Raw genomic sequence first — 22868 nt, forward strand, 5'->3', positions numbered from 1 at the left:
GCCGGGCCCCTCCGGCGGTCAGGCCGAACGGAGCACGGCCTCAAGGGCGTCGAGGAAGCGGTCGGTGGTCGCCTCGTCCCGGACGGCGATCCGCAGCCACTCCTCGCCCAGCCCCGGGAAGGTGTCCCCGCGCCGGACGGCGAAACCGTGCTCGCGCAGCCGCTGCCGGACGGCGGCCGCCTCCGGCAGTCGCACCAGGACGAAGGAGGCGGCCGGTTCGCCGTACAGCCGCACCGAGCGGAAGGCGGCCAAGCCCTTCACCAAGTGGTCGCGCCGGAGCGCCAGTTCGGCCGCCGCCTGCTCCGCCTCGGCGAGCGCCGCCGGGCCGCTGCACACCTCGGCGGCGGCCAGCGCCGGGGTGGACACCGGCCAGAGCGGCTGGGCGGCGGCGAGGTCGGCGATCAGTGGTGCGGGCCCGAGCACGTAGCCGATCCGCAGTCCGGCCAGGCCCCAGGTCTTGGTGAGGCTGCGCAGCACGACGACCCGGCCGGGCAGGCCCCGGGCGGAGGCGAGGGACTCCCGCTCGCCCGGGACGGTGTCCATGAACGCCTCGTCCACCACCAGGGTGCGCCCCGGTCGGGCCAGCGCGGCGACGGCCTCGGCGGGGTGCAGTACGGAGGTCGGGTTGGTCGGGTTGCCGAGGACGACCAGGTCCGCCTCCTCGGGGACCGCGCCCAGCCGGAAACCGTCCTCGGGGGAGAGCAGCACCCGGTGCACCCGGTGTCCGGCGTCCCGCAGCGCCGCCTCCGGCTCGGTGAACTGCGGGTGGACCACGACGACGTGACGAGACGTCAGAGTTCTGGCCAGCAGGACGAAGGCTTCCGCGGCCCCCGCGGTGAGCAGCACCTCCTCGACCGGGCGGGCGTGCCGGGCGGCCACCGCGGCGCGCGCGCTGCTCTGGTCGGGGTAGGCGGCGAGGTCGCCGAGGGTGGCCGCGAGGTGCTCGCGCAGCCAGACCGGGGGAGTGCCGGTGCGGACGTTGACGGCGAGGTCGACCAGGCCGAGCCCGTCGGCGCGCACCTCGGCGTCGCCGTGGTGGCGCAGGTCGGGTTCGGGGGCGGTCACGTGGGGTCTCCTTGCGGGGTGGTGCGGGTGGTGCGGGCGGGGCTCGTAGTGCGGGGTGGTGTGGCGTGGGGCTCGTACGGGCCCGGCGGTGTGGCGGGTGGTGCGGCGGGCGGCGTGACGGACGGCGCGACCCGCGCGACCGGCGAGGCGGGCCCGTCCGGTGCCGCGGCCAGGGCGATCGCGACCGTGGCCCGCGCCGACTTCCGCTTGGTGACCAGGAGCCGGCCGCCCGGAGCGCTCGCCAGCGCCGCCGCCTCGGCCACGCTCGCGGTGCCGACGGCCGTACCGACCGTGGCGGAGGGGTTCGGCACCGGCACGCCCGCCAGGGCCTCGGGCGGGTGCTCGTCCACCGGCACCCCGCCGAGGCGGTCGGCCGCCCAACGCACCGCCGGGTGGTCCGCCCTGCCCGTCACGGTCGCCAGCCGGGCCACCGCGGAGCGGTCCAGCCCGGCCTCCCGGAGGGTGTCCGTCAGCAGTCGCAGCACCTCGGTCCGCTCGGCGCCGCTGCTCGCGCCGATCCCGGCCACCAGGGTGCGCGGGACGACGGCGACCAGTCCGCTCACGTGCCGCACCCCTTCGTCCCGAACTCCGGTGATCCCACCACGCCCGGCCGGAACGGGTCAATCGTGGCGGGTGTGACATCGGACGCCGGGCCCGGCGCTGCGCCCGACGCTGTGCCCGGCGCTGTGCCCGACGCCATGCCCGGCGTCGCCGGTCCGCCCGGGGCCGCCGCGCGGCAGCTGTTCGTCTGTTCTTCACCTGCGTTGTGGGGTACACGACACTGCGGCGCTCGTACTGTTCTCGGCGCTCCCGCCCGGGAAGACCCGACCTCCGGAGGACCCCATGGCCTTCGCACGACTGCGCACCCCCGGAACCCCCGCCCCCGGCGTCCCCGGCGCCCTCCCGCGCCCCCTCCGCCGCCGCCCGCTCACCGCGCTGGCCGCCGGCCTCGGCCTGGTCACCGGCTCGCTCGGCCTGTGGGCCGCCGGCGGCAGCGCGGCCGCCGACGCCGCCGCCGGGCTGCCCGCGCCGGACCACGTGGTCGTCGTCGTGCTGGAGAACCACGCCTACACGCAGGTGATCGGCAGCTCCAAGGCCCCGTACATCAACAGCACCCTGGTGGCCGGCGGCGCGACGCTGACCAGCTCCTACGCGCTCACCCACCCCAGCCAGCCCAACTACTACATGCTGTTCTCCGGCAGCTCCCAGGGCGTCGTGGACGACGGCTGCGTGGACGTCGGCGCCCTGCAGGAGCCCAACCTCGCCTCCGAACTGATCGGCGCCGGCCAGAGCTGGGCCAGCTACAACGAGGGCCTGCCCGCCCCCGGCGCCACCGACTGCGGCAGCGGCAACTACGCCCAGAAGCACAACCCGTGGTTCGGCTTCGGCAACGTGCCCACCTCCAGCGCGTACGGCATGGACGCCTTCCCGAGCGACTACAGCACCCTGCCGAAGGTCTCCTTCGTCGTCCCGGACCTCTGCGACGACATGCACGACTGCTCCGTCGGCACCGGCGACTCCTGGCTCCAGGCCAACCTCGACGGGTACGCGCAGTGGGCGAAGAGCCACAACAGCCTGCTGCTGCTCACCTTCGACGAGGACAACAAGCTGTCCGGCAACCGCATCCCGACCCTGCTCTACGGCGCCCACGTCGTACCCGGCAGCAGCACCGCCACCACCTACAACCACTACGACGTGCTGCACACCCTGGAGGACCTGGCCGGGGTCAACGCCCACGCGGGCAACTCCGCCGGCGCCGCCGACATCACCGGAATCTGGAACTGACGCCCGTGTACGTCGCGGACTCCCGCAGCTCGAAGGCCCCCGTCGGGCCGGCCTCGCCGGCCGCCGCTGCCTCCCCGGCCGCCGGCCCGGTGCGGCGGGGCGCCGGCCCGCGCACCGTGCCCGGGGCGGTCATCGCCCTCGGCACGGTCAGCCTGGTCACCGACATCTCCTCCGAGATGGTCACCGCCGTCCTCCCCCTCTACCTGCTCACCGGCCTCGGCCTCTCCCCGCTCGGCTTCGGCCTGCTCGACGGGATCCAGAACGGCTTCAGCGCCCTCGTCCGGCTGGTCGGCGGCCACCTCTCCGACCGCCGCGGCCGCGACGGCGCCGCCCGCCACAAGGCCGTCGCCGCCGTCGGGTACGGGCTGTCCGCGCTGTGCCGGCCCCTGCTGCTGTTCGTCCACACCGTGCCGCTGATCGGCGCCGTGATCGCCGTCGACCGCACCGGCAAGGGTCTGCGCACCGCGCCGCGGGACGCGATGATCTCGCTCGCCACCGAACCCGCCCACCGCGGCCGGGCGTTCGGCGTGCACCGGGCGATGGACACGGCCGGCGCCCTGCTCGGCCCGCTCACCGCCTTCCTGGTGCTGCGGCTGGCCGGCGGGCCGCTGCTCGCCGACGGCGGGGAACGGCACGGCTACGACGCGGTGTTCACCGTCAGTTCGTGCGTCGCCGCGCTCGGCGTGCTGATCCTGTTGCTGTTCGTGCCGAACCGGCAGCGGGGTGACGACTTGTCGACTTCGGCGCCCTCGCTGCGCGCCGGCCTCGCCCTGCTGCGGCTGCCGGGGCTGCGCAGGCTGACGTTCTGCGCCGTCCTGCTCGGCCTCACCACCGTCAGCGACTCCTTCCTCTACCTGCTCGTCCAGCGCCGCCTCGACCTGCCCGTCTCCCTGTTCCCGCTGCTGCCGCTGGGCACCGCCGCTGCCTTCCTGGTGCTCGCCGTCCCGCTCGGGGCGCTCGCCGACCGGATCGGCCGCCACCGGCTCTTCCTGGCCGGGCACGGGGTGCTGCTGCTCGCGTACGGACTGCTGCTCTCGCCGCTGCGCGGGCTGCCGGTGGTGCTCTGCGTGCTGGTGCTGCACGGCGTCTTCTACGCGGCCACCGACGGCGTGCTCGCCGCCGCGGCCGCCGACGCGGTACCCGCCGAGCAGCGCGGCGCCGGGCTCGCCCTGGTCGGCACCGGGCAGGCGCTGGCCCGGTTCGCCTGCTCGCTGCTGTTCGGCGCGCTGTGGGGCGCCGTCGGCGGCCCGGCCGCGCTGGGCTGGTCGGCGGGGGCGCTGGCACTGTGCGTGCTCGGCGCGGCGGCGGTGCTGCGCCCGTCCGGCGCCGTGGAGCCGGGCCCGTCGGGACCGGTGGGCCCCGGCCCGTCCGGACCGCTCGGCGGCGGGCCCGGATCCGTCGGCGGGCGGCCCGAGCCCGCCGTCGCCGCGAAGCAGTCGGAGACGACCCAGGAGGAGACCCGATGAACCTGCGGAACCGGACCAGGGTGATCATCCTGCTGGTCGCCGTCGTCCTGCTCGGCGCGGTCGGCACCGGGGCCGTCCTGAACGCCGCCGGCCGCACCGCCCGCCGGGACCAGGCCCAGCCCGGCGGGCCGTCCGTCGAGTCGGGGCCGGTGTCACTACAGGTGCAGAGCGGCGGACGACGGCTGTTGTTCCGCAACATGGCCTGGGGCCCGCACCGGGACGAGATCACCACCGTCGCCGCCGACCACCCGGACGGACCGCGCACCGCCTCCGGAGTCCAGTGCCTGCGCTTCCACGCCGCAGCCGGCACCGGCATCTGCCTCCAGGCACAGCGCGGCGCGCTGGAGGACAGCTACCGCGCCGTCGTCCTGGACGACCACCTGCGCGAGCTCCGCTCGTTCCCGGCGGCCGGCATCCCCACCCGCTCCCGGGTCTCGCCGTCCGGGCACCTCGCCGCCTGGACGGTCTTCGTCAGCGGCGACTCGTACGCGGGCAGCGACTTCTCCACCCGCACCTCGATCGTGGACGTCCGGGACTGGAGCCTGCGGGAGAACCTGGAGGACTTCGCCGTCGTCCTGGACGGCCACCCGTACCAGGCGCACGACGTCAACATCTGGGGCGTCACCTTCGCCGACGACAACACCTTCTACGCCACCCTCGCCAGCGCCGGGCGGACCCACCTCGTCCGCGGCGACCTCGCCGCCCGCACCCTCACCGCCCTGCACGACAACGTCGAGTGCCCGTCGCTCTCCCCGGACGGCACCCGCGTCGCGTACAAGAAGCGCGTCCCCGGCCTGCCCGCCGACTCCCCGTGGCGGCTGTACGTGCTCGACCTCGCCACCATGACCGAGACCGCCACCGCCGAGCAGCGCAACATCGACGACCAGGCGCTCTGGTCCGGCGACGGCACTCTGGTCTACGCGCTGCCCGGCGACTACGGTGCCGATCTGTGGACCGTCCCGGCGGACGGTTCGGGCAGCGCGCAGCCGGTCACCAAGGCCGCGGTCGCCCCCGCCTACCTGGGCTGAGGAACTCTCGGCTACGGTCCCACGTCGAGCAGAGAGTGACGTCCCTGATCGGGCATATTGAACGAATGCCCTGATCAGACGTCCTGATCGAGCGTTCTGATCGAACGGGGGAGCGAGACAACCGTGGACGGCATCCCACCCGAGCGCATGGTGACCGACTCCTGGCCCGCCCTGCACGGGCGCCCGGTCCTGCGGCGCACCGTCGCCGTCGGGCTGGTGCTCTGCGTGTCCGTCGCCGCCGCCCTCGTGGTGCGCGGCGTCAACGCGCTCACCGCCGGCAGCGCCGGCCGCGAGACCGACCGCGACCGCGCCGAACGCCTGGCCGGCCTCCACCCGTCCCAGCACCCCGGGGTCGGCCGCTTCTACGTCCCGGTCGGCGCCGTCTACACCCACACCTCCGACGGCGCCCCGGTCGCCTACCTGCACTACCGCCTCGGCGGCGGCAGGGCCCCCGGCCTCGGCGACTTCCTCAGCGCCTACGACCTCCCCTCACCCGGCCCGGCCTCGCGGCTCCCGGCCGACCTGGTCGCCGCCCTCGGCGGCGACGAACCGGCCGAGGCCCCGGAACTCCCCGCCTCCCCGCTGCTGCCCGCCGCCACGCCGTCCGCCTCCGCCTCCGCCTCCGCTTCCACCGAGGGCCTGTCGCCGGAGGCCGACCCGGGCGGTCCGGGCGGCACCGCCGGCACCGCGGGAAACCGGGCGGACCCTCTCGCCGCCCCCGCGGACCCCGCCGCCGACCCGGCCCCGGCTCCGGCCGTCGCCCCGGCCCCCGACGAGCCCACCCCCGACGACCCGGCCCCGATCCCGGCCCCCACCCCGACCTGGACCCCTACCCCCAGCCCCAGTCCCACCGCCGTCCCCACCCACACGCCCACCGCCCGCCGCATCTACGTCGCCACCATCCCCGGCGGCCAGCCCGGCGCCGCCGACATCTACATCCGCGCCACCGGCTGACCCCCGCCCGGGCCCGGGAGCCGTCGTCCGGGCGGCCCGTCGTCCGGGCGGCCGGTCGCCGCACATGCCTGCGCCCCGCCGGGACGGACCCGGAGGGGCGCAGGCATGTGGTGGCGTGGTCAGCGGGTGGTGGCCGGTGTGGGGTGGGGTGCGGGGGCAAGAGGCGCCGCGGTGGGAGCGGGAGTGGGGGTCGAGGCCGGCGTGCGGCGGGCGGGGGCCTGACCGATGAGCATGGCGGCGAGGGCGAGGAGGAGGCCGAGGAGCTGCCAGGGGGTGAGGGTCTGGCCGAGGACGAGGAGGCCGCCGAGGGTGGCGACGACCGGGTTGATCAGGCCGAGGAAGGAGGCCGGGCCGGCGCCGAGGTGCTCGATGCCGCGGAACCAGAGGACGTAGCCGAGCGCGGTGCCGAACAGGCCGAGGTAGGCGAAGCCGGCCAGGTTGGCGGCGCTCAGCGCGGGCGGCGCGCCCTCGACCAGGGCGGCGAGCGGGACGAGGAAGACCGAGCCGGCCAGGAGCTGCCAGGCGGTGAGGTCGAGCAGGGTGGCGCCCTCGGGGCGGCCCCAGCGGCGGGTCAGGACGGTGCCCATGGCCATCAGCGAGATCCCGGCGACCATCGCGGCGATCCCGACGCCGTCCAGCCGGGCGCCGCTCTTGAGCACCAGCAGGGCCACTCCGCCGACCCCGACCAGTCCGGCGAACACCGCCCGCCGCCCGGGCCGCACCCGCAACACGCCGATCGAGAACCCGGCGACGAGCAGCGGCTGGATCGCCCCGATGGTGGCGGCGACGCCGCCGGGCAGGCGGTAGGCGCCGACGAACATCAGCGGGAAGAACAGCCCGATGTTGAGCATCCCGAGTACGGCCGCGCGCCCCCACCAGCGCCCCTTGGGAAGTCGACGGCCGATCAGCAGCAGGAGCAGCCCGGCCGGGAGCGCGCGGAGCGCGGCGAGCAGCAACGGGCGGCCCTCGGGCAGCAGCTGGGTCGTGACGAGGTAGGTGGTGCCCCACGCGGCCGGGGCGAGGGCGGCGGTGACGGCGATCCCAGCGCGCTTGCGGTCCATGACGGCCATGACTTCCCCCTGAACGTTGATTATCTGAACGTTGAGATACTTTCTACGCCCGGAATCGGTGAACGTCAAGTATGTGAATGTTAAGATATCCGGGTTGGACGGACGGATCCGGACGGCCTCGAGCGGTCGCGGACAGACGGGCTCCAGGAGGGCGGCGGACATGCAGCAGCGCGACACCGTGGACGACATCGTCGAGCAGTGGGCCCGGGCCCGCCCCGACCTGGACGCCGGGCCGATGGCCCTGATCGGCCGGCTGCGACGGCTCAACGTCCGGGTCGACAACGCCCTGCGCGAGTACTTCACCGTCTGCGGCCTGGACTCCTCCGAGTTCGACGTGCTGGCCACCCTGCGCCGCTCCGGCGAGCCGTACGAGCTCAACGCCCGCGCGCTGCTCAAGTCCGCGATGGTCACCTCCGGCGCCATCACCAACCGGGTCGACCGGCTGTCCGCCAAGGGTCTGGTCGAACGCAACCCCTGCCCGACCGACCGTCGCGCCGTCCTGGTCCGCCTCACCCCGGCGGGCAAGGAACTGATCGACGGTGCCCTGGCCGGCCACGTCGACAACGAGGAGCGCATCCTCTCCGCCCTCGACGCGGAGGAGCGCACCCGGCTCGACGCCCTGCTGCGCAAGCTCCTCATCGCCCACGGGGACACCGAGCCGCTCCTCTGAACCGGGCGGCCGGCCGGCTCGGGCCGTTCGGCTCGGGCCGTTCGGGTCGGGCCGTTCGGGTCGGGCCGGGCCGTCGGGCTCGGGGCGGCGTGTCCAGGCGCGTCCCGGCCGCGTTATCCCCTGCGGAAGCCCACCGGAGGAGAGGCCCCGATGAAGAAGAAGACCCCCAGGGACATCGCCGTCGACGATCAGCTGCGGGCCGCCGGGGCCGAGGGCGCCCAGTGGCTCACCGCCTCCGGGTGGGGGCCGCCGGTCAGGGTGCCGGTGCAGGAGGCCGCGAAGTGGCAGCAGGAGACCCGGGCCCGAATGCTGGCGTCGCAGCGGGACGAGTCCTGCACGTGGTGCGACCACCTGCTGTACGGCGGCCCGCAGCCCGTCGTCGTCCACGCGGAACACCCGACCCACCTGGTCTGCCGCGCCTGCTCGATCGCCGCCCGGCCGCGCCGCGTCTGCCTGGACTGCGGGGAGCCGGCCTCCTCCGCGTCCCCGGCCGACGGTCGCGAGGACGTCTTCATGGGCGCGGTGGCGATCTACACCCGGCTGCGCTGCGCCGCCTGCCACCGGTTTGACCCGCTCAACGGCACCTTCGGCGGGCGCGCCTGACGCGGACGCCCCGCAGGCCCCTCAACGGCGCGCGACCAGCGCGTACCGCTCGTCGTCCACCGGGCCGCCCCACAGCTCGGCCTCCCCGCCGAGCGGCTCGACCCGCAGCTCGGACACCAACGGCCGGACGGCCGCGGCGAGTTCCTCCGCCTCGACCCCGCCGCCCCACGGCAGCCGCCCCGCATCGGCCGGGTACGGCGGAGGGGCGTCGGCGGCCCGCCCGGCCTCGCGCCAGCGACCCTCGACCAGGACCAGTCGGCCGCCGGGCCGCAGCAGCCGGACCCAGGCGCGCAACGCCCGCTCGGGCTCGGGGAGCGTCCAGAGCAGGTGGCGCGACAGCAGCACGTCGAAGCTTCCGTCCCGGAGCGGCGGAGCGCCCGCGTCGCCCACCAGGAAACGCGCCGTCAGCCCCGCGGCGACCAGCTTCGCCCTGGCCCGTCCGACCATCCGCGGCGCCAGGTCCACCCCCGTGACCCGGTGCCCGTCCGCCGCGAGCAGCAGCGACAGCGACCCGGTGCCGCACCCGACGTCCAGCACGTCCGCCGCCGCACCCGGCACCCACCCCCGCACCCGTCGCACCCACGCCGCCCGCACCGGCTCCGCCCGCAACCCGTGGTCGGGCTCCTGGTCGAAGGCCGCGGCGGCCGCGTCCCAGTACTCGGCAATGGCCCGTCGGCCGGAGTCACCCATGGCACGCATCATCGCAACCCCCGCCGACACACGCGGCCTGGCGACCCATCGCGATTGACTTCGGAATGTGTTCCGAACGACCGTCCAACCGCGCTGCCGCGCCTCCCGCGGTCTTTCCCCGGACCTGGCACCTGTCGGCCGAGCTCACCGGGCCCCTGCCCGGCGACGATCACGGCGAGGTGGTCGAGCCGTGAGCTGCCCCAGTGGGCGTACGAGGTGACCGCCGGCGGCCGGGTGCGGTACGTCGTGGACGAGGCGGCCCGCACCGTCCATCTCGTCCACGCCTCGCCCCGGTGCCCGAAGGACACCGACGCGTAGGCTCCGAACCCGGCCTCGACGCCGACGCCCCCGCGGTGTGCGCGTTCTTCAGCTGCGGGGGCAGGCCCCTCACGCCGTCTCGCCCAGGGCCGGCGGCTGCCAGCCGTACGTCGGGGCCGAGCGGCTCAGCAGGGCGCGGGCGGGGAGGAGGCCGGCGAGGGTGAGGGCGGCGGTGCGCAGGCCGGTGGCGGCGGGGGAGCGGAGGGCGACGAGGTCGCCGATGCGGCGGGAGCCGGCCACCACGGCGGTGGTGCGGGGGAGCCGGGCGGCGGTGTAGGCGGGCAGGGCGGCGGCCGGGTCGGTGCCGGGGGTGAGCAGGGAGGCGAGGACGACGGCGTCCTCGATGGCCTGGCAGGCGCCCTGGCCCTGGAAGGGGCACATCGCGTGGGCGGCGTCGCCGAGGAGGGCGACCCGGCCGTGGTGGTGGGCGGGCAGCGGGTCGGCGAGGTCCCAGACGTCGTGGCGCAGGACGCGCTCGGGCTCGGCCAGCGTGAACAGCTGCGGCACCGGGGCGCACCAGTCGCCGAACCGGCGCAGGAGTTCGGCCCGCTCGTCCCCGTCGGCGGCCCGTTCGCCGGCCGGGGCGAGGGCGGCGCCGTAGACGTAGACCCGCCCGTCGGCGAGCGGGACGATCCCGGCGAGGCACCCGCGGCCCCACACCTCGCCGGCGGCGGCCGGGCGGCGGTCGGGGGTGACGACGGCGCGCCAGGTGGTGAAGCCGCTGTAGCGGGGGCCGGGGTGTCGGGGGAAGAGCAGGCTCCGGGTCGCGGAGCGGATGCCGTCGGCGGCGACGACCAGGTCGGCCGTCTCCTCGCCGTCGGTGGTGCGGACGACGGCGGGCTCGGTGGGGCCGCCGGGGGTGACGAGGGTGGCGGGCGAGCCGGTGCGGACGGTGCCCTCCGGGAGCGCGTCGACCAGGGCGTCGATGACGTCGGCGCGGGCGACGGCGGCGATGGTGTCGCCGAAGTAGGCCTCGAACACCGTGGTGCTGGTGCGGGCCAGCCAGCGGCCGGAGGGGTGGCGCAGCCCGATGGCGGGGTGCGGGGTGGCGAGGGAGCGCAGGCGCTCGCCGACACCGAGCCGGTCGAGGGAGCGCAGGGCGTTGGGGGCCAGGGCGAGCCCGGCGCCGACGGGTTCGAGGGAGTCGGCGCGCTCGTGGACGCGGACCGGGACGCCCCGGCGGTGGAGGGCGAGGGCTGCGGCGAGACCGCCGATGCCGCCGCCGATGACGATCGCCTGCCGACTGCTCTGTGGGCTGCCCATGGAAGGGCTCCTCTCCTCGCACTACGTCCGTAGTGTGCGTCTGCCAGCACCGTACTACAGATGTAGTCCACTGGAAACTACTGATGTAGTGGTTTGGGATCGTCCGAGAGGAGAGGCCATGATCGGACCCATGACGCCCCCGCGCCCCACCCTGATCGCCGACGCCGCCATCACCCTGGTCGCCGAACGCGGCCTGCGCGGGCTGACCCACCGCGCCGTGGACGAGGAGGCCGGACTGCCCCCCGGCTCGACCTCCAACCTCGCCCGGACCAGGGCCGCCCTGCTGGAACTCGTGCTCACCCGGATCGTCGAGCGGGAGACCGAGGACCACCCGGTCCTCACCGTGGAGCCCCCCGCGGCGGCGTCGCTCACCCCCGCCTCCGCGCGGGACCTCCTCGTCCGGGTCGGCGCCGACCTGCTGCACCGGGCGCTCACCACCGGCCGCCGGCTCACCCTGGCCCGCCTGGAACTCGCCCTGGAGGCCACCCGGCGGCCCGAACTGCGCGCCGTCTACGACCGGCTGGGCGGGCGCTTCGCCGACATCGCCGCCGCGCTGCTCGCCCGGAGCGGCTCGGCCGACCCGGCGGCGGACGCCCGGCGCCTGATCCGCTGGTGCGACGGCGTCCTGTTCAACGCCACGGCGGGCAGCGGGCACTGGCACGTCCCTTCGCCGGAGGAACTGCGCGACGAGGTGGAGTCCTACCTCGCGGCGCTGCTCGACCGGGAGTAGCCCGTGGCCCTACGCGGGGGTGCCGGCCCGCCCGTCCGTCGGCGCGTCCGACGGGCCGCCGGCCGTCACCCGTGCCGCCACGGCCCGGGCACAGTCCGCCGCGGCCGCTTGCGAGCTGTCCACCACCAGGTCGTACGCGACCCCCCGGTGCACCGCCTCCGCCTGCGCGGCGGCCATCCCGGCCACCCGGTCGCCCCGTGCGGCCTCCCGCCGCGCGGCCACCGCGGGATCGCAGCGCACCCCGACCCAGAGCACGTCCAGGCCCTCCAGCGCCGCCCGCCAGCGGGCCTGCGAAGCCGCGCCGCCGAGGAACACCTCGTCCACCACGATCCGGGCCCCGGCCCGGGCCATCGCCGCCACCCCGACCGTCCAGGCGGCGTCCAGCGCGGCGAACGCCGGCCCGACCTCGACCGTCCCGTCCCCGTCCTCCAGCCCGCCGATCCCCTCGCCGCCGCTGTGCAGCGAGGGTGGCAGCGCCTCGACCATGGTGTCCGTTCCGAGGTGCAGCCAGGGTTCCGGCAGCAGCTCCTGCAGACACCGCGCGATGCTCGACTTGCCGGAACTGGAGCCGCCGTTGAGGACGATCACATGCATGCGCGAAGCCTAGGCCGGACGCCGCGCGATGTCGCGGCGTTATCCGCCGGGGGTCGCACCCGCGCCGGAGGTCTACGGTGCGGAGGTCCCCGCCGTAGCGGTCCCCGCCGCGAAGGCCGCCGCCGCGGTCGTGAAGGAGGACGCCAGTGCCGGTGCGCCCGCCCAGTGCAGGTGCAGGTAGGAGGCGTGCACGTTGCCGCCGGCGAAGCCCTCGGTGCGGGGGCCGGTCGGCAGGCGCCAGCCCCAGGCGGGGAGTTCGCCCGCGCCGGGCTCGCAGACGGTGCGGTGGAACTCGTGGCCGCGCACTCGGGTGCCGGCCGGGGCGAGGGGGGAGTCGTGCAGGGCGACCGCCTCCCGGTAGCCGAGGGTGAGCCGTTCGGTCATCCGGGCGTCGGCGGCCAGTACGCCGCACATCGGCAGGCCGTCCAACTCCCGCCCCAGGTAGAGCAGTCCGGCGCACTCGGCGGCGATCGGCCCGCCCGCGGCGGCGAACGCGGCGATGGCGCCGCGCAGCGGGGCGTTGCCGCTCAGCTCGCGGACGTACAGCTCGGGGAAGCCGCCGCCGATCACCAGACCGGCCGTCCCCTCGGGCAGGGCCGAGGCGTGCAGCGGGTCGAACGGAACCACCTCCGCGCCCGCCGCGCCGAGCAGTTCGGCGTTCTCGGCGTACGAGAAGGAGAAGGCCGCGCCGCCCGCCACCGCGATCCGCGGCCGGCCGGCCACCGGGACGACCTCGGCCGACGGATCCCACGGCTCGACGTCCAAGTCCGGTGCCGTCCGGGCGAGTTCGAGCAGGGCGTCCAAGTCGACCGAGGAGGCCACCAGTTCGCCCATGTCGGCAACCGCCTTCAGGGCCTCGGCCGAGCGCTCCACCGCCGGGATCAGCCCGAGGTGGCGGGACGGCGTGGCAACCGCCGCCGAGCGACGCAGCGCGCCCAGCACCGGTACGCCGGAGCCCTCCTCCAGCGCCTCGCGCAGGAGTTGCTCGTGCCGGTCGGAGGCGACCCGGTTGAGGATCACCCCGGCGAGCCGCACCTGCGGGTCCCAGGAGGCGAAGCCGTGCACCAGCGCGGCCACCGAGCGGGACTGCGAGGAGCCGTCGACCACCAGCACCACCGGCGCCCGCAGCAGCTTGGCGACGTGTGCCGTCGACGCCAGCTCACCGCGCCCGGAGGCCCCGTCGAACAGGCCCATGACCCCCTCGACCACCGCGACGTCCGCCCCCGCCGCGCCGTGCAGGAACAGCGGCGCGATCCGCTCCGGCCCGCACATGAAGGCGTCCAGGTTGCGGCCGGGGCGTCCGGCAGCGAGCGCGTGGTAGCCCGGGTCGATGTAGTCGGGGCCGACCTTGTGCGGCGACACCGCCAGCCCGCGCGCGGCGAGCGCCGCGATCAGGCCGGTGGCGACGGTGGTCTTGCCGGCGCCCGAGGAGGGCGCGGCGACCACGAGGCGGGGAACGGTGCGGGGAACGGTGCGGGGGGCGAGGCGGGGGGCGGTGCCGGGGGCGGTGTTCAACGGTCTACCACTCGATGCCGCGCTGGCCCTTGCGGCCGGCGTCCATGGGGTGCTTGACCTTGGTCATCTCGGTGACCAGGTCGGCGAATCCGGTCAGCGCCTCGGGCGCGTACCGGCCGGTGATGACGACGTGCTGGCTGCCCGGGCGGTTCTCCAGCACGGACACCACCTCGTCCGGGTCGATCCACCCCCAGTGCATCGGGTAGGTGAACTCGTCCAGCACGTAGAAGCGGTAGGTCTCGGCCGCGAGGTCGCGCTTGACCTGCTCCCAACCCTCCTTGGCCGCCTCCTCGCTGGACATCTCCTGCTCGGCGGAGCGCTGGATCCAGGACCAGCCGGAGCCCATCTTGTGCCAGTCGACGGTGCCGCCCTCGCCGGAGGCGCCGAGCACGCGCAGCGCGTTCTCCTCGCCGACCTTCCACTTGGCGGACTTCACGAACTGGAACACCCCGACCGACCAGCCCTGGTTCCAGGCCCGCAGGGCCATGCCGAAAGCGGCTGTGGACTTGCCCTTGCCCGGGCCGGTGTGCACGGCGGTGATCGGCTGCGTGCGGCGCTGACGCGTCGTCAGGCCGTCGTCGGGGACGCTCTCGGGGACACCCTTGGGCATGTCGGCTCAGGCCGCCTTTCGCATCGTGGTGGTCGCGCGGTTCGCGGAGCGGTTCGCGGAGTGGTTCGTGGAGCGGTTCGTGGAGCGGTTCTCGCGGACGAGCGAGGCGACGCCCTCGGGGCGCAGCTCGTCCAGGCTGACGGCGGTGCCGCCGAGCAGTCCGGCCAGGGTGCGGGCCAGGCCCAGGCGGACCGGGCCGGACTCGCAGTCCAGCACCACGCTCGCCGTACCCTGCGCCGCGAACAGCGCGGCCGCGCGCTGGGACTGCGCCAGCGCGTCCCGCCCGCCGGTGGCCCGGCCGTCGGTCACCACGACCAGCAGCGGGCGCCGGTTCGGGTCGCGCAGCCGCTCCACCCGCAGCACCTCGTGCGCCCGCAGCAGGCCGGCGGCCAGCGGGGTCCGCCCGCCGGTGGGCAGCGACTCCAGCCGGGCCGCGCCGACCTCCACCGAGGAGGTGGGCGGCAGCGCCAACTCGGCGTCCGCGCCCCGGAAGGTGATCATGCCGATCTTGTCGCGGCGCTGGTAGGCGTCCATCAGCAGCGACAGCACCGCGCCCTTGACGGCGGTCATCCGCTGCCGGGCGGCCATCGAGCCGGAGGCGTCCACCACGAACAGCACCAGGTTGGACTCCCGTCCCTGGCGCACCTGTTCGCGGAAGTCGTCCTTGCGCAGCAGCAGCGCCCGCCCGCTGCGCCCGCGCGTCGCCTGGTGCGGCGCGGCGGCCTGGAGGGTCGCGGTCAGGTGCAGCCGGGCGAGCGCGCCCTGCGGGCGGCGGGCGCGGATGGTGTGCCCGCCGGTGGTCTCGGCGGGGGAGCGGCGGCCCTGGGCGCCGTGCCCGGTGCCCTTGACGGTGAACAGCCTGGTCCGGAACGGGTCCCCGGCCGCGACCGGCGCCGACTCCCGTGCGGGGGCCGGGTGTTGGGCCGGTATGGGCGGCTGCGTGGGCGCGTCGGCACCCTCGGCGGCGGGAGCCTCGGGTGCGGGAGCTTCGGGAGCGGGCGCCTCGGAGCCGCCGTCGGACGGCTCGGGTGCGCCACCGCCGTCAGGGCCACCGCCGTCGGGTCCGCCGTCGGGGCCGTCGTCCTGCGGCCCCCCGTCCGGCCCGCCGTCGCCGTCCGGGCCGGGCCCGTCGCCCTCGGGCTCCGGATCGTCCTGGGCGTGCTCCTCCAGCGTGCGGTCCAGCTGCTCCTCGTCCAGTCCCGGCGCGTCGAAGGGGTTGCGACGGCGCCGGTGCGGCAGCGCCAGCCGGGCGGCCCGTCGGACGTCCTCCTCCAGCACCTCGGTGCGCCCGTCCCAGGCGGCCAGCGCGACGGCGGTGCGGGCCATCACGATGTCCGCGCGCAGCCCGTCCACCTCGAACGCGGCGCACACGGCGGTGATCTGACGCAGAGCCACATCGGTAAGCTCGACGGCGGGCAGCAACTCCCGTGCGGTGGTGATGCGTTCGGCGAGCGCCCGTTCCTCTCCGGCGAACCGCGCGGCGAAGCCGGCCGGGTCCGCGTCGTACGCCAGCCGGCGGCGGACCACCTCGGCGCGCTCGACCGGGTCCCGGGTGGCGGCGATCTCGACGGTCAGGCCGAACCGGTCGAGCAGCTGCGGCCGCAGCTCGCCCTCCTCCGGGTTCATGGTGCCGACCAGCAGGAACCGGGCCGCGTGCCGCACCGACACGCCCTCGCGCTCGACGTACGAGCGCCCCATCGCGGCGGCGTCCAGCAGCAGGTCCACCACGTGGTCCTGGAGCAGGTTCACCTCGTCGATGTACAGCACGCCGCGGTGCGCCCTGGCGAGCAGTCCGGGCTCGTACGCCTTGACGCCCTCGGCCAGCGCCCGCTCCAGGTCCAGTGAGCCGACGATCCGGTCCTCGGTCACGCCGACCGGCAACTCGACCAGCTGGGCGGGGTGTTCGGACGCGGACGGGACGGCGTGCGGCCCGTCCGGGCACTGCGGGTCGGGTGCGGCCGGGTCGCAGGCGAAGCGGCAGTCGTCCACGGTGGCGATGGACGGCAGCAGGCCGGCCAGCGCGCGCACCATCGTCGACTTCGCGGTGCCCTTCTCGCCGCGCACCAGCACGCCGCCCACGGCCGGGGAGACCGCGTTCAGCAGCAGCCCGAGCCGCAGGTCGGCCATGCCGACGATCGCGGTGAACGGATAGCGGACGTCGGTCATGCGTCACTCCCAGGGGCCCCGGGCGGGAGGAACGGCAGCGATCCGGCCGCCGGCACCCCGCCCTCGATCAGCTTCCACAGCGCGTCGGTGTCCGCGTGCTCCTCGATCAGGTCGCCCAGCCGGTCCAGCCGGGCCTCGCGCGCCGCGGCGAAGGAGGTGTCCGGCGCCGGGACGAACGCCCGCCCGGACAACTCGGCGACTTCGCACAGGAGTTCGCGACGGAATCCGTCGTTCTCCAGCGCGCCGTGCCAGGTCGTGCCCCAGACCGCGCCCACCCGGCAGCCGTCCAGGAAGGCGTCCCCGCCCTCGACCGTCACCACTCCGTGGTGGATCTCGTAGCCCTCGACCCGCTGCCCGTACGCCTCGCCGACGGGGCGGGCCAGCACCTTCTCGGCGCCGAACCGCACGTGCGTCGGCAGCAGCCCGAGGCCCTCGACGGCGCCCGCCTTCGACTCGACCTCGTCCACGATCGAGTGCGCCAGCATCTGGTAGCCGCCGCAGACCCCGAGGACCGGCAGGCCGGCCGCCGCGCGCGCCCGCAGGGCCGGCTCCAGGCCGCGCTCGCGCAGCCAGGCGAGGTCCGCGACGGTGGCCCGGGTGCCGGGCAGCACCACCAGGTCGGCGTCGGCCAGCTCCTCCGGCCTGGTCGCCCAGCGCACCAGCACGCCCGGCTCCTGCGCGAGCGCGTCCACGTCGGTGAAGTTGGACAGCCGGGGGAAGCGCACCACGGCCACCCGCAGCACGTCCGCGCCGAGCGGCCCGGGCCCGTCCGCCCGGTCCACCACCGTGGACAGGTCCAGCGAGTCCTCGGCGTCCAGCCAGAGCCCGGGCAGCATCGGCAGCGTGCCCAGCACCGGACGGCCGGTCAGCTCGCGCAGCATGTCCAGCCCGGGCGCCAGCAGCCGCGCGTCGCCGCGGAACTTGTTGACGAACCAGCCCGCCACGTGCCGCTGGTCCTCCGCCGACAGCAGCGCCAGCGTCCCGTACATCGCCGCGAAGACCCCGCCCCGGTCGATGTCCCCGACCACCACCACCGGCAGGGCGGCGGCCGTGGCCAGGCCCATGTTGGCGATGTCACGGTCGCGCAGGTTGATCTCGGCGGGCGAGCCCGCGCCCTCGCAGACCACCACGTCGTAGCGGCGGCGCAGGTCGGCCAGGCACTCCAGGGAGCGCTCCAGCAGGACGGGCTTGCGCTCGCGATAGTCCAGCGCGCCCACCTCGGCCACCGGTCTGCCGAGCAGCACCACCTGGCTGCGGCCGTCCGCGCCCGGCTTGAGCAGCACCGGGTTCATCGCCGCCTCCGGCTCCACCCGGGCGGCCTGCGCCTGCATCGCCTGGGCGCGGCCGATCTCGGCGCCGTCGGAGGTGACGAAGGAGTTCAGTGACATGTTCTGCGCCTTGAACGGCGCGACCCGCACGCCCTGGCGGGCGAGCCAACGGCAGATCCCGGCCGTCACCACGCTCTTGCCCGCGTCCGAGGTCGTCCCCGCGACCAGCAGTGCGTTGCTCATCCCCGTCCCCTTCTCTTCGGCGACTTCCGCTCCAGCAGCACCCGCAGCAGGACGTGCCCCGCGACCGTCGTACCCAGCGCCAGCGCGCCCACCCGCCGGGAGAGCGCGCAGGCCCGCTCGATGTCGTCCACCGTCACCGGCCGGAGCTCCGCGCCCAGTACCGGCCGGTTCTCCACACGCTCGCCGTACCGCAGCGCCCCGCCCAACCGGACGCCCACCGCGCCGGCGAACGCCGACTCGGCCTGGCCCGCGTTCGGGCTCGGGTGCGCGGAGCCGTCGCGCCGCCAGACCCGCCAGGCCGTCCGGGGCTCGGGCGCGGCGGCCACCGTCAGCAGCGCCGTCAGCCGGGCGCCGGGCCAGCCCGCCAGGTCGTCCAGCCGGGCCGAGGCCCAGCCGAACCGGGCGTAGCGCGGCGAGCGGTGGCCCACCATGGCGTCCAGGGTGTTCACGGCGCGGAAGGCGAGCAGGCCGGGCGTGCCGGCCAGGGCGCCCCAGGTCAGCGCGTTGACCACGGCGTCGGCGGTGTTCTCCGCCACCGACTCGACCACCGCCCGGGCGATCTGCTCCCCGTCCAGCGCGCTCGGATCCCGCCCGCACAGGTGCGGCAGCCGTTCCCGGGCGGCCGTGAGGTCGCCCGCCGCCAGCGAACGGCCGATGGTGCGCGCCTCCCGGGTCAGCGAGGTGCCGCCGAGCACCGTCCAGGTCGCGGCCGCCGCCAGCGCCGCCCGGCCCAGCGGGCGCCGGCCCACCGTACGGTCCAGGGCGAGCGCGCCCGCCGCGACCGCGCCCACGCACAGCGCCGTGTACCCGGCCCCGGCGGCGCGGTCGTCGCGCCACAGCCGCCGCTCCAGCCGGGTCGCGGCGCTGCCGAAGACGGCCACCGGGTGGCCCCGGCGGGGGTCGGCGAAGCGGGCGTCGGCGGCGTAGCCCGCGACGGCGCCGAGCGCGAACGCGGCGGCGCGGGTCAGCGGGCGCGCGGAAGGGGAAGACGCGGGCGGGGTCATCGGTCGCACGGCGGAGGGCAGCTCGGGGTCGGGCAGGGCGGGGCAGCCTGCATCGCGTGCGTGTCCTCACTCAGGGTCCGCGCCCTGGATCGACGTGACGGCGGCGAGAGTCTCCTGGCTTCCGGGTCGAACGCACCCTCGGAGCCTTCCAGCGGCCGTCGACGGCCCGCCGTGGCGATGTTCCGAGCGTGCTCCCCGGTGACAGTGGCGGGACCGCGCCGGACTTCCACCGGCTTCCTCTCCATGCCTCCGTTTGGCCCCAGGATCCCATCACGGGCCCGAACCGGGAGTCAACCGAGGTCACGGAGGGGTTGGTCACACGCGGACGCCGCTGACGCCCCGTGGGGCCGGTCGGCGCGGCGGGCCGAGGACGGGGTCTGCCGCTGCCCTCGTCCGCTGCCTTCGCCCTCCCGGGGCCGGCCGTCCTTACCGTCCTCACCGTCCGTCTCCGGCGCCACCTCGGCAGCGCGGGGCCGCCGGCTCCTCGGCAGGGCCGGCCCGCCGCCCGGGTGACCCGGACGGCCCAGCCCGGTGGCCGGGCGGGCGGGGCGCCGGTGAACTGGTGCCCGAACACCGTCCGGTCCGTGAGCAGGAGAGCGGGGAGCGAAATGCGTTGGGGAACCGCAGCCGTCGTGGCGGCCGCCGCGGTCGGGGCCGCCGTGCTGGTGATCGGCCGTCGGGCCTCCGAGCGGATGGTCCGTCCGGTGACCACCGTTCAGGAGTCCGCTCCGGTCGTCGTCCGCGGCCTCGCCCCCGGCCGGGTCACCTTCACCCGCGGCCCCGGGAGCCTGCGCCCCGGCCGCTGGGCGGTCGAGTGGGCGGACGGCGGGCACGCGGTCGTCGAGGAGATCCTGCACGGCGACGAGCAGGAGGTCACCCGCCGGCTGGTCCGCGCCGACCGGGGCACCCTCGCCTCCGGCACCGAGGTCCGCTTCACCCCACGGGTCCACCTCGGCGACCCCACCGAGGCGCTCGGCCTCGCCTTCGCCGACACCGCCGTCGACGGCGAGCTCGGCGCCCTTCCCGCCTGGCAGCTCGACGGCAAGCGCGGCACCTGGGTGATCCTGGTGCACGGCCCCGGGGCCGACCGCCGGCAGACCCTTCCGGTGCTCCCCGTCCTCGACCGGCTCGGCCTGCCCGCCCTCGCCGTCACCTACCGCGGCGACCGGGGTGCCCCCGGCTCCCCGGACGGGCTCAGCCACTTCGGCGAGACCGAGTGGCGCGACGTCGAGGCGGCGGTACGGCTGGCGCTCGACAGCGGCGCCGGCAAGGTGATCCTCTACGGCTGGTCCCTCGGCGCGACCATGGTCCTCCACACGGCGGCCCACTCCGCCTGGTCGCACGCCGTCCGCGGCCTGGTCCTCGACTCGCCCGTGCTCGACCTCCCGGCGTCCGCCCGCCGGGACGCCGCCCGCTCCGGCTTCCCGGGCGTCGCGGCGGAGCTCGGCGCCCTCGCCGCCGAAGGCCGGACCGGCGTCGACCTCGCCGACTTCGGCCGCATCGCCGAGGGCGCCGACCTGCGGGTGCCCACCCTCCTCCTGCACAGCCCCGAGGACCGGATCGCCCCCTTCGGCACCGCCGAGAAGCTGGCCGCCGCCCGCCGCGACGTGGTCAGCCTCCAGGCCTTTCCCGGCGCCGACCACGCGACCCTCTGGAACAGCGCCCCCGAGCGCTACACCGAACTCCTCCGGCGCTGGCTCACTCCGTTGCTCTAGCCGCCTTCCGCGCGAGCCGTTCCGCGCGAGCCGTTCCGTGCGAGCCTTTCCGCGCGAGCCGTTCCGTGCGAGCCTTTCCGCGCGGGTCCTGCCGTTCGATCCGTTCCGCGTGAGCCCCCCTCTCACCGCGCCGGCGCTTTCGGCCGGGTCCCGTCGGTTTTTCCGTTTGTCTTCCCCCGTCCACGAATGAACGTTTCTCTCATTCCGTCGAGCGCGCACGAGAAGTCGGCCGGCCCGACTTCTCGTGCGGCACGATCCCCCGCCCCCGCCCTCCATCCGTCCGGATTCGGGCTGGACAGCCCGGCCGGATGTCGGGGGAGGGGATTGCCCGCGCGAAATCCGGCCCGTCGTCAGGGGCAAGAATTGGCCCGGGCTCTTACCCCCCACCCGTACGCACGGTGACCGGTCGAGCATTCCCGGCAACCGGGGCGCCCGGGATGGCATGGGCAGGCCATACGATTCCGGCCAGGCGGTTTGCCGCTGTTGCCCGATCTTGCGGAGGTGCCACCGCCGCTCGCCCGGTCGTACGGACAACCGGATGTGACAGAAGGCCGGTACAAGGGGAAGACTGCTCGACGTGACGTCTCGGAACCCGCGCGACCGTGATGCCCCGCTCCCGCCGACGATCGGTACCGGTGCGACGGTGACCCGTCTCCCCGGAACGGCCCAACGGCCCGCCGGTGGCAGGCCGGGCGGGGCGGGTGTCCCCCGTAACGGAGTACCCCGGCGACGGGGACCGGCTCCGGCTCCCGGGCGGGGTCGGGTTCCCGTGCCGGAGGGCTTCCCGGCACCCGCCGAGCTGGCGCCGCTGGCCCGCCGGATGCTGGTGGACGCCGTCCGGGTCGCCCGCTGGGCCGGCGAGCTGGCCGAGGTCGACAAGCGCGGCGAGCTGCTCCCGGAGGACGCCCGTGCGGCGGGCCGGGCGCTGGCCATGACGGTCGGCGCCGCCACCAAGGCATGGGGTCGGGCGCTGCTGGTGGGTCTGGTCGAGGCCCGGGACGGCGGAGCCGGCCCCGGCTGGCGCCTGCACGCCTGGGAGCACGACGACGAGGCCGTGGTGCGCGGCTGGTCGGCGCTGTTCGACGCCTGGACCCTCCTCGCCCCGGTGCCGCCCGCCGCGCTGCGCGGCGTGTTCGCCGTACTCGCCGGGCAGGCCGTGGACCAGGCCCCGCAGCTGCTCTCCTTCCTGCACCTGGTGGACGGCCCGGTCGCCGAGAGCGAGCTGCTGGAGCTGCTGCGCCGCGGGCTGGACGAGCGCCGGGTCGGCGCGGGCCTCGGCGGGCCGGGCCTGTCGCCGGTGCCGCACGCGGCCTCGGCCGTCTCCGCCGTCCGCGGCACCTGCCGCGCGCCGCAGATCGACACCCCGGCCGCGCCCTCGGACGTGGCCGCCGTCCTGGACTGGATGCTGGACGGCCTGGCGGCGGTCGGCGCCCTGGTGCGCAGGAACGATGCCGCGGAGCTGTCGCCGCTCGGCCACTGGGCGGTGCGGGCCAAGCTGGAGGAGATCTGCACGGTCGCCCAGACCGCGGCCGGGCACATCGAGCAGAGTGCCTTCGAACTGTTGAACGCCTGCGCCGACTACTCGCCGGGCCCGGCCCGCGCCGAGTTCCGCGCCTGGGTCGCGGCTCGTCCGGCCGACCGCGCGGTGGGCGAGCTGCTGGAGGCCGCCCGGGGCGACGACGCGCTGGTGCGCGGGCTGGCCTTCGAGGCGTTGCGGGTGGCCGGGGGGCCGGCCGAGCAGGCGGTGCGCGCGGCGGTGGACGCGCCGGTGTTGCGCCCCTACGCGCTGCTGTGGCTGGCGGAGCGCGCGGACGAGGGCGTCTCCCCGGCGGACGTGCTGGGTGCGGAGGATGCGGCCTGGCTCTGGGTGGACACCGCGGCCGCAGTGCTCGACCACGGGGAGACCGAGTTGCTGGTGGGCCACGTCGAGGGCGCCTCGGCGGGCGACCCGGTGCGGCTGTTCGCCCGGGCCCGGCAGTCCGGGCACCCGCGGGCGGCCTCGGTGCTGACGGCGGTCTCGGGCGTGCACCCGGACCCGGGCGTGGCCCGGGCGGCCCGTCGTTCGGCGTTCAGCGTGCACACCGGTGGCGCCTGATTTTTATGACATTTGA

The 22868-nt window shown here is 76.0% G+C and carries 20 protein-coding genes and 1 riboswitch; of the genes, 9 read left to right on the top strand and 11 right to left on the bottom strand.

Features of this window, described 5'->3' with window-relative positions; genetic code table 11:
• Positions 1–18 precede the first annotated feature (18 nt).
• Both cobC and ACIQ87_RS13575 read right to left on the bottom strand, forming a co-directional pair.
• A complete protein-coding gene (gene cobC / locus ACIQ87_RS13570) occupies positions 19–1065 on the bottom strand; it encodes an Rv2231c family pyridoxal phosphate-dependent protein CobC (protein ID WP_402405672.1) in 1047 nt (348 codons plus the stop codon).
• The gene (locus ACIQ87_RS13575; protein WP_402405673.1) at positions 1062–1628 is read right to left on the bottom strand and encodes a cobalamin biosynthesis protein; all 567 of its coding nucleotides are present in this window, start codon (positions 1626–1628) and stop codon (positions 1062–1064) included. Before ACIQ87_RS13575 ends, cobC begins: the two co-directional genes overlap by 4 nt.
• Before the next feature lie 280 nt (positions 1629–1908).
• Here ACIQ87_RS13575 and ACIQ87_RS13580 point away from each other — a divergent pair, with 280 nt between their 5' ends.
• From ACIQ87_RS13580 to ACIQ87_RS13595, 4 genes are all read left to right on the top strand, one after another.
• Positions 1909–2850 carry an alkaline phosphatase family protein gene (locus ACIQ87_RS13580; protein ID WP_402405675.1) on the top strand — a complete coding sequence of 314 codons (942 nt, stop codon included), beginning with the start codon at positions 1909–1911 and terminating at the stop codon, positions 2848–2850.
• A gap of 5 nt (positions 2851–2855) precedes the next feature.
• On the top strand, positions 2856–4316 hold the full coding sequence (locus tag ACIQ87_RS13585; protein WP_402405677.1) for an MFS transporter: 1461 nt from the start codon (positions 2856–2858) through the stop codon (positions 4314–4316).
• Positions 4313–5344, top strand: coding sequence for a TolB family protein (locus ACIQ87_RS13590; protein WP_402405679.1), 1032 nt, complete (start codon positions 4313–4315; stop codon positions 5342–5344). The genes ACIQ87_RS13585 and ACIQ87_RS13590 overlap by 4 nt, the downstream gene beginning before the upstream one ends.
• Positions 5345–5467: 123 nt before the next feature.
• Positions 5468–6298, top strand: coding sequence for a hypothetical protein (locus ACIQ87_RS13595; protein ID WP_402405681.1), 831 nt, complete (start codon positions 5468–5470; stop codon positions 6296–6298).
• A 119-nt stretch (positions 6299–6417) separates the two neighbouring features.
• On the opposite strand, the gene ACIQ87_RS13600 is transcribed toward ACIQ87_RS13595, so the two are convergent.
• Complete coding sequence (locus ACIQ87_RS13600; protein WP_402405683.1) at positions 6418–7368, bottom strand: EamA family transporter; 951 nt, start codon at positions 7366–7368, stop codon at positions 6418–6420.
• 160 nt (positions 7369–7528) lie between these two features.
• On the opposite strand from ACIQ87_RS13600, the gene ACIQ87_RS13605 reads away from it, so the two are divergent.
• Entirely contained in the window at positions 7529–8038 is a 510-nt protein-coding gene (locus ACIQ87_RS13605) for a MarR family winged helix-turn-helix transcriptional regulator (protein ID WP_402405685.1), read from the top strand.
• Between the two features lie 150 nt (positions 8039–8188).
• Positions 8189–8641, top strand: coding sequence for a hypothetical protein (locus ACIQ87_RS13610; RefSeq protein ID WP_402405687.1), 453 nt, complete (start codon positions 8189–8191; stop codon positions 8639–8641).
• Positions 8642–8662: 21 nt separating this feature from the next.
• On the opposite strand, the gene ACIQ87_RS13615 is transcribed toward ACIQ87_RS13610, so the two are convergent.
• Entirely contained in the window at positions 8663–9331 is a 669-nt protein-coding gene (locus ACIQ87_RS13615; RefSeq protein WP_402405688.1) for a class I SAM-dependent methyltransferase, read from the bottom strand.
• Between the two features lie 387 nt (positions 9332–9718).
• On the bottom strand, positions 9719–10912 hold the full coding sequence (locus ACIQ87_RS13620) for an FAD-dependent monooxygenase (RefSeq protein ID WP_402405690.1): 1194 nt from the start codon (positions 10910–10912) through the stop codon (positions 9719–9721).
• A 118-nt stretch (positions 10913–11030) separates the two neighbouring features.
• Between ACIQ87_RS13620 and ACIQ87_RS13625 the strand changes: the two genes are divergently transcribed.
• Positions 11031–11642 (top strand): TetR/AcrR family transcriptional regulator, encoded by a 612-nt coding sequence (locus ACIQ87_RS13625; RefSeq protein WP_402405691.1) that lies wholly within the window; start codon positions 11031–11033, stop codon positions 11640–11642.
• A gap of 9 nt (positions 11643–11651) precedes the next feature.
• Here the strand turns inward: ACIQ87_RS13625 and cpt are convergent, their stop codons facing one another.
• The 6 genes from cpt to ACIQ87_RS13655 all read right to left on the bottom strand — a co-directional run bounded on the left by cpt (position 11652) and on the right by ACIQ87_RS13655 (position 19042).
• Positions 11652–12236: a chloramphenicol phosphotransferase CPT gene (gene cpt, locus ACIQ87_RS13630; RefSeq protein ID WP_402405692.1), complete on the bottom strand. Its 585-nt coding sequence runs from the start codon at positions 12234–12236 to the stop codon at positions 11652–11654.
• 72 nt (positions 12237–12308) lie between these two features.
• Positions 12309–13751, bottom strand: a complete 1443-nt coding sequence (locus tag ACIQ87_RS13635) for a cobyrinate a,c-diamide synthase (protein ID WP_402405693.1) — start codon at positions 13749–13751, stop codon at positions 12309–12311.
• A gap of 4 nt (positions 13752–13755) precedes the next feature.
• Positions 13756–14361 (bottom strand): cob(I)yrinic acid a,c-diamide adenosyltransferase, encoded by a 606-nt coding sequence (gene cobO / locus ACIQ87_RS13640; protein WP_402405694.1) that lies wholly within the window; start codon positions 14359–14361, stop codon positions 13756–13758.
• Positions 14362–14367: 6 nt separating this feature from the next.
• Complete coding sequence (locus ACIQ87_RS13645) at positions 14368–16527, bottom strand: putative cobaltochelatase (RefSeq protein WP_402405696.1); 2160 nt, start codon at positions 16525–16527, stop codon at positions 14368–14370.
• Positions 16524–18038 (bottom strand): cobyric acid synthase, encoded by a 1515-nt coding sequence (locus ACIQ87_RS13650; RefSeq protein ID WP_402405698.1) that lies wholly within the window; start codon positions 18036–18038, stop codon positions 16524–16526. Before ACIQ87_RS13650 ends, ACIQ87_RS13645 begins: the two co-directional genes overlap by 4 nt.
• Positions 18035–19042 (bottom strand): cobalamin biosynthesis protein, encoded by a 1008-nt coding sequence (locus ACIQ87_RS13655; protein WP_402405699.1) that lies wholly within the window; start codon positions 19040–19042, stop codon positions 18035–18037. The genes ACIQ87_RS13650 and ACIQ87_RS13655 overlap by 4 nt, the downstream gene beginning before the upstream one ends.
• Before the next feature lie 107 nt (positions 19043–19149).
• Positions 19150–19283: riboswitch (cobalamin riboswitch) on the bottom strand.
• Positions 19284–19650: 367 nt separating this feature from the next.
• On the opposite strand from ACIQ87_RS13655, the gene ACIQ87_RS13660 reads away from it, so the two are divergent.
• Entirely contained in the window at positions 19651–20757 is a 1107-nt protein-coding gene (locus ACIQ87_RS13660) for an alpha/beta hydrolase (protein WP_402405701.1), read from the top strand.
• A 769-nt stretch (positions 20758–21526) separates the two neighbouring features.
• Positions 21527–22852, top strand: coding sequence for a hypothetical protein (locus tag ACIQ87_RS13665; RefSeq protein ID WP_402405703.1), 1326 nt, complete (start codon positions 21527–21529; stop codon positions 22850–22852).
• Positions 22853–22868 lie beyond the last annotated feature (16 nt).

Source organism: Kitasatospora sp. NPDC096204 (assembly GCF_044763205.1).
Taxonomy (GTDB): Bacteria; Actinomycetota; Actinomycetes; order Streptomycetales; family Streptomycetaceae; genus Kitasatospora.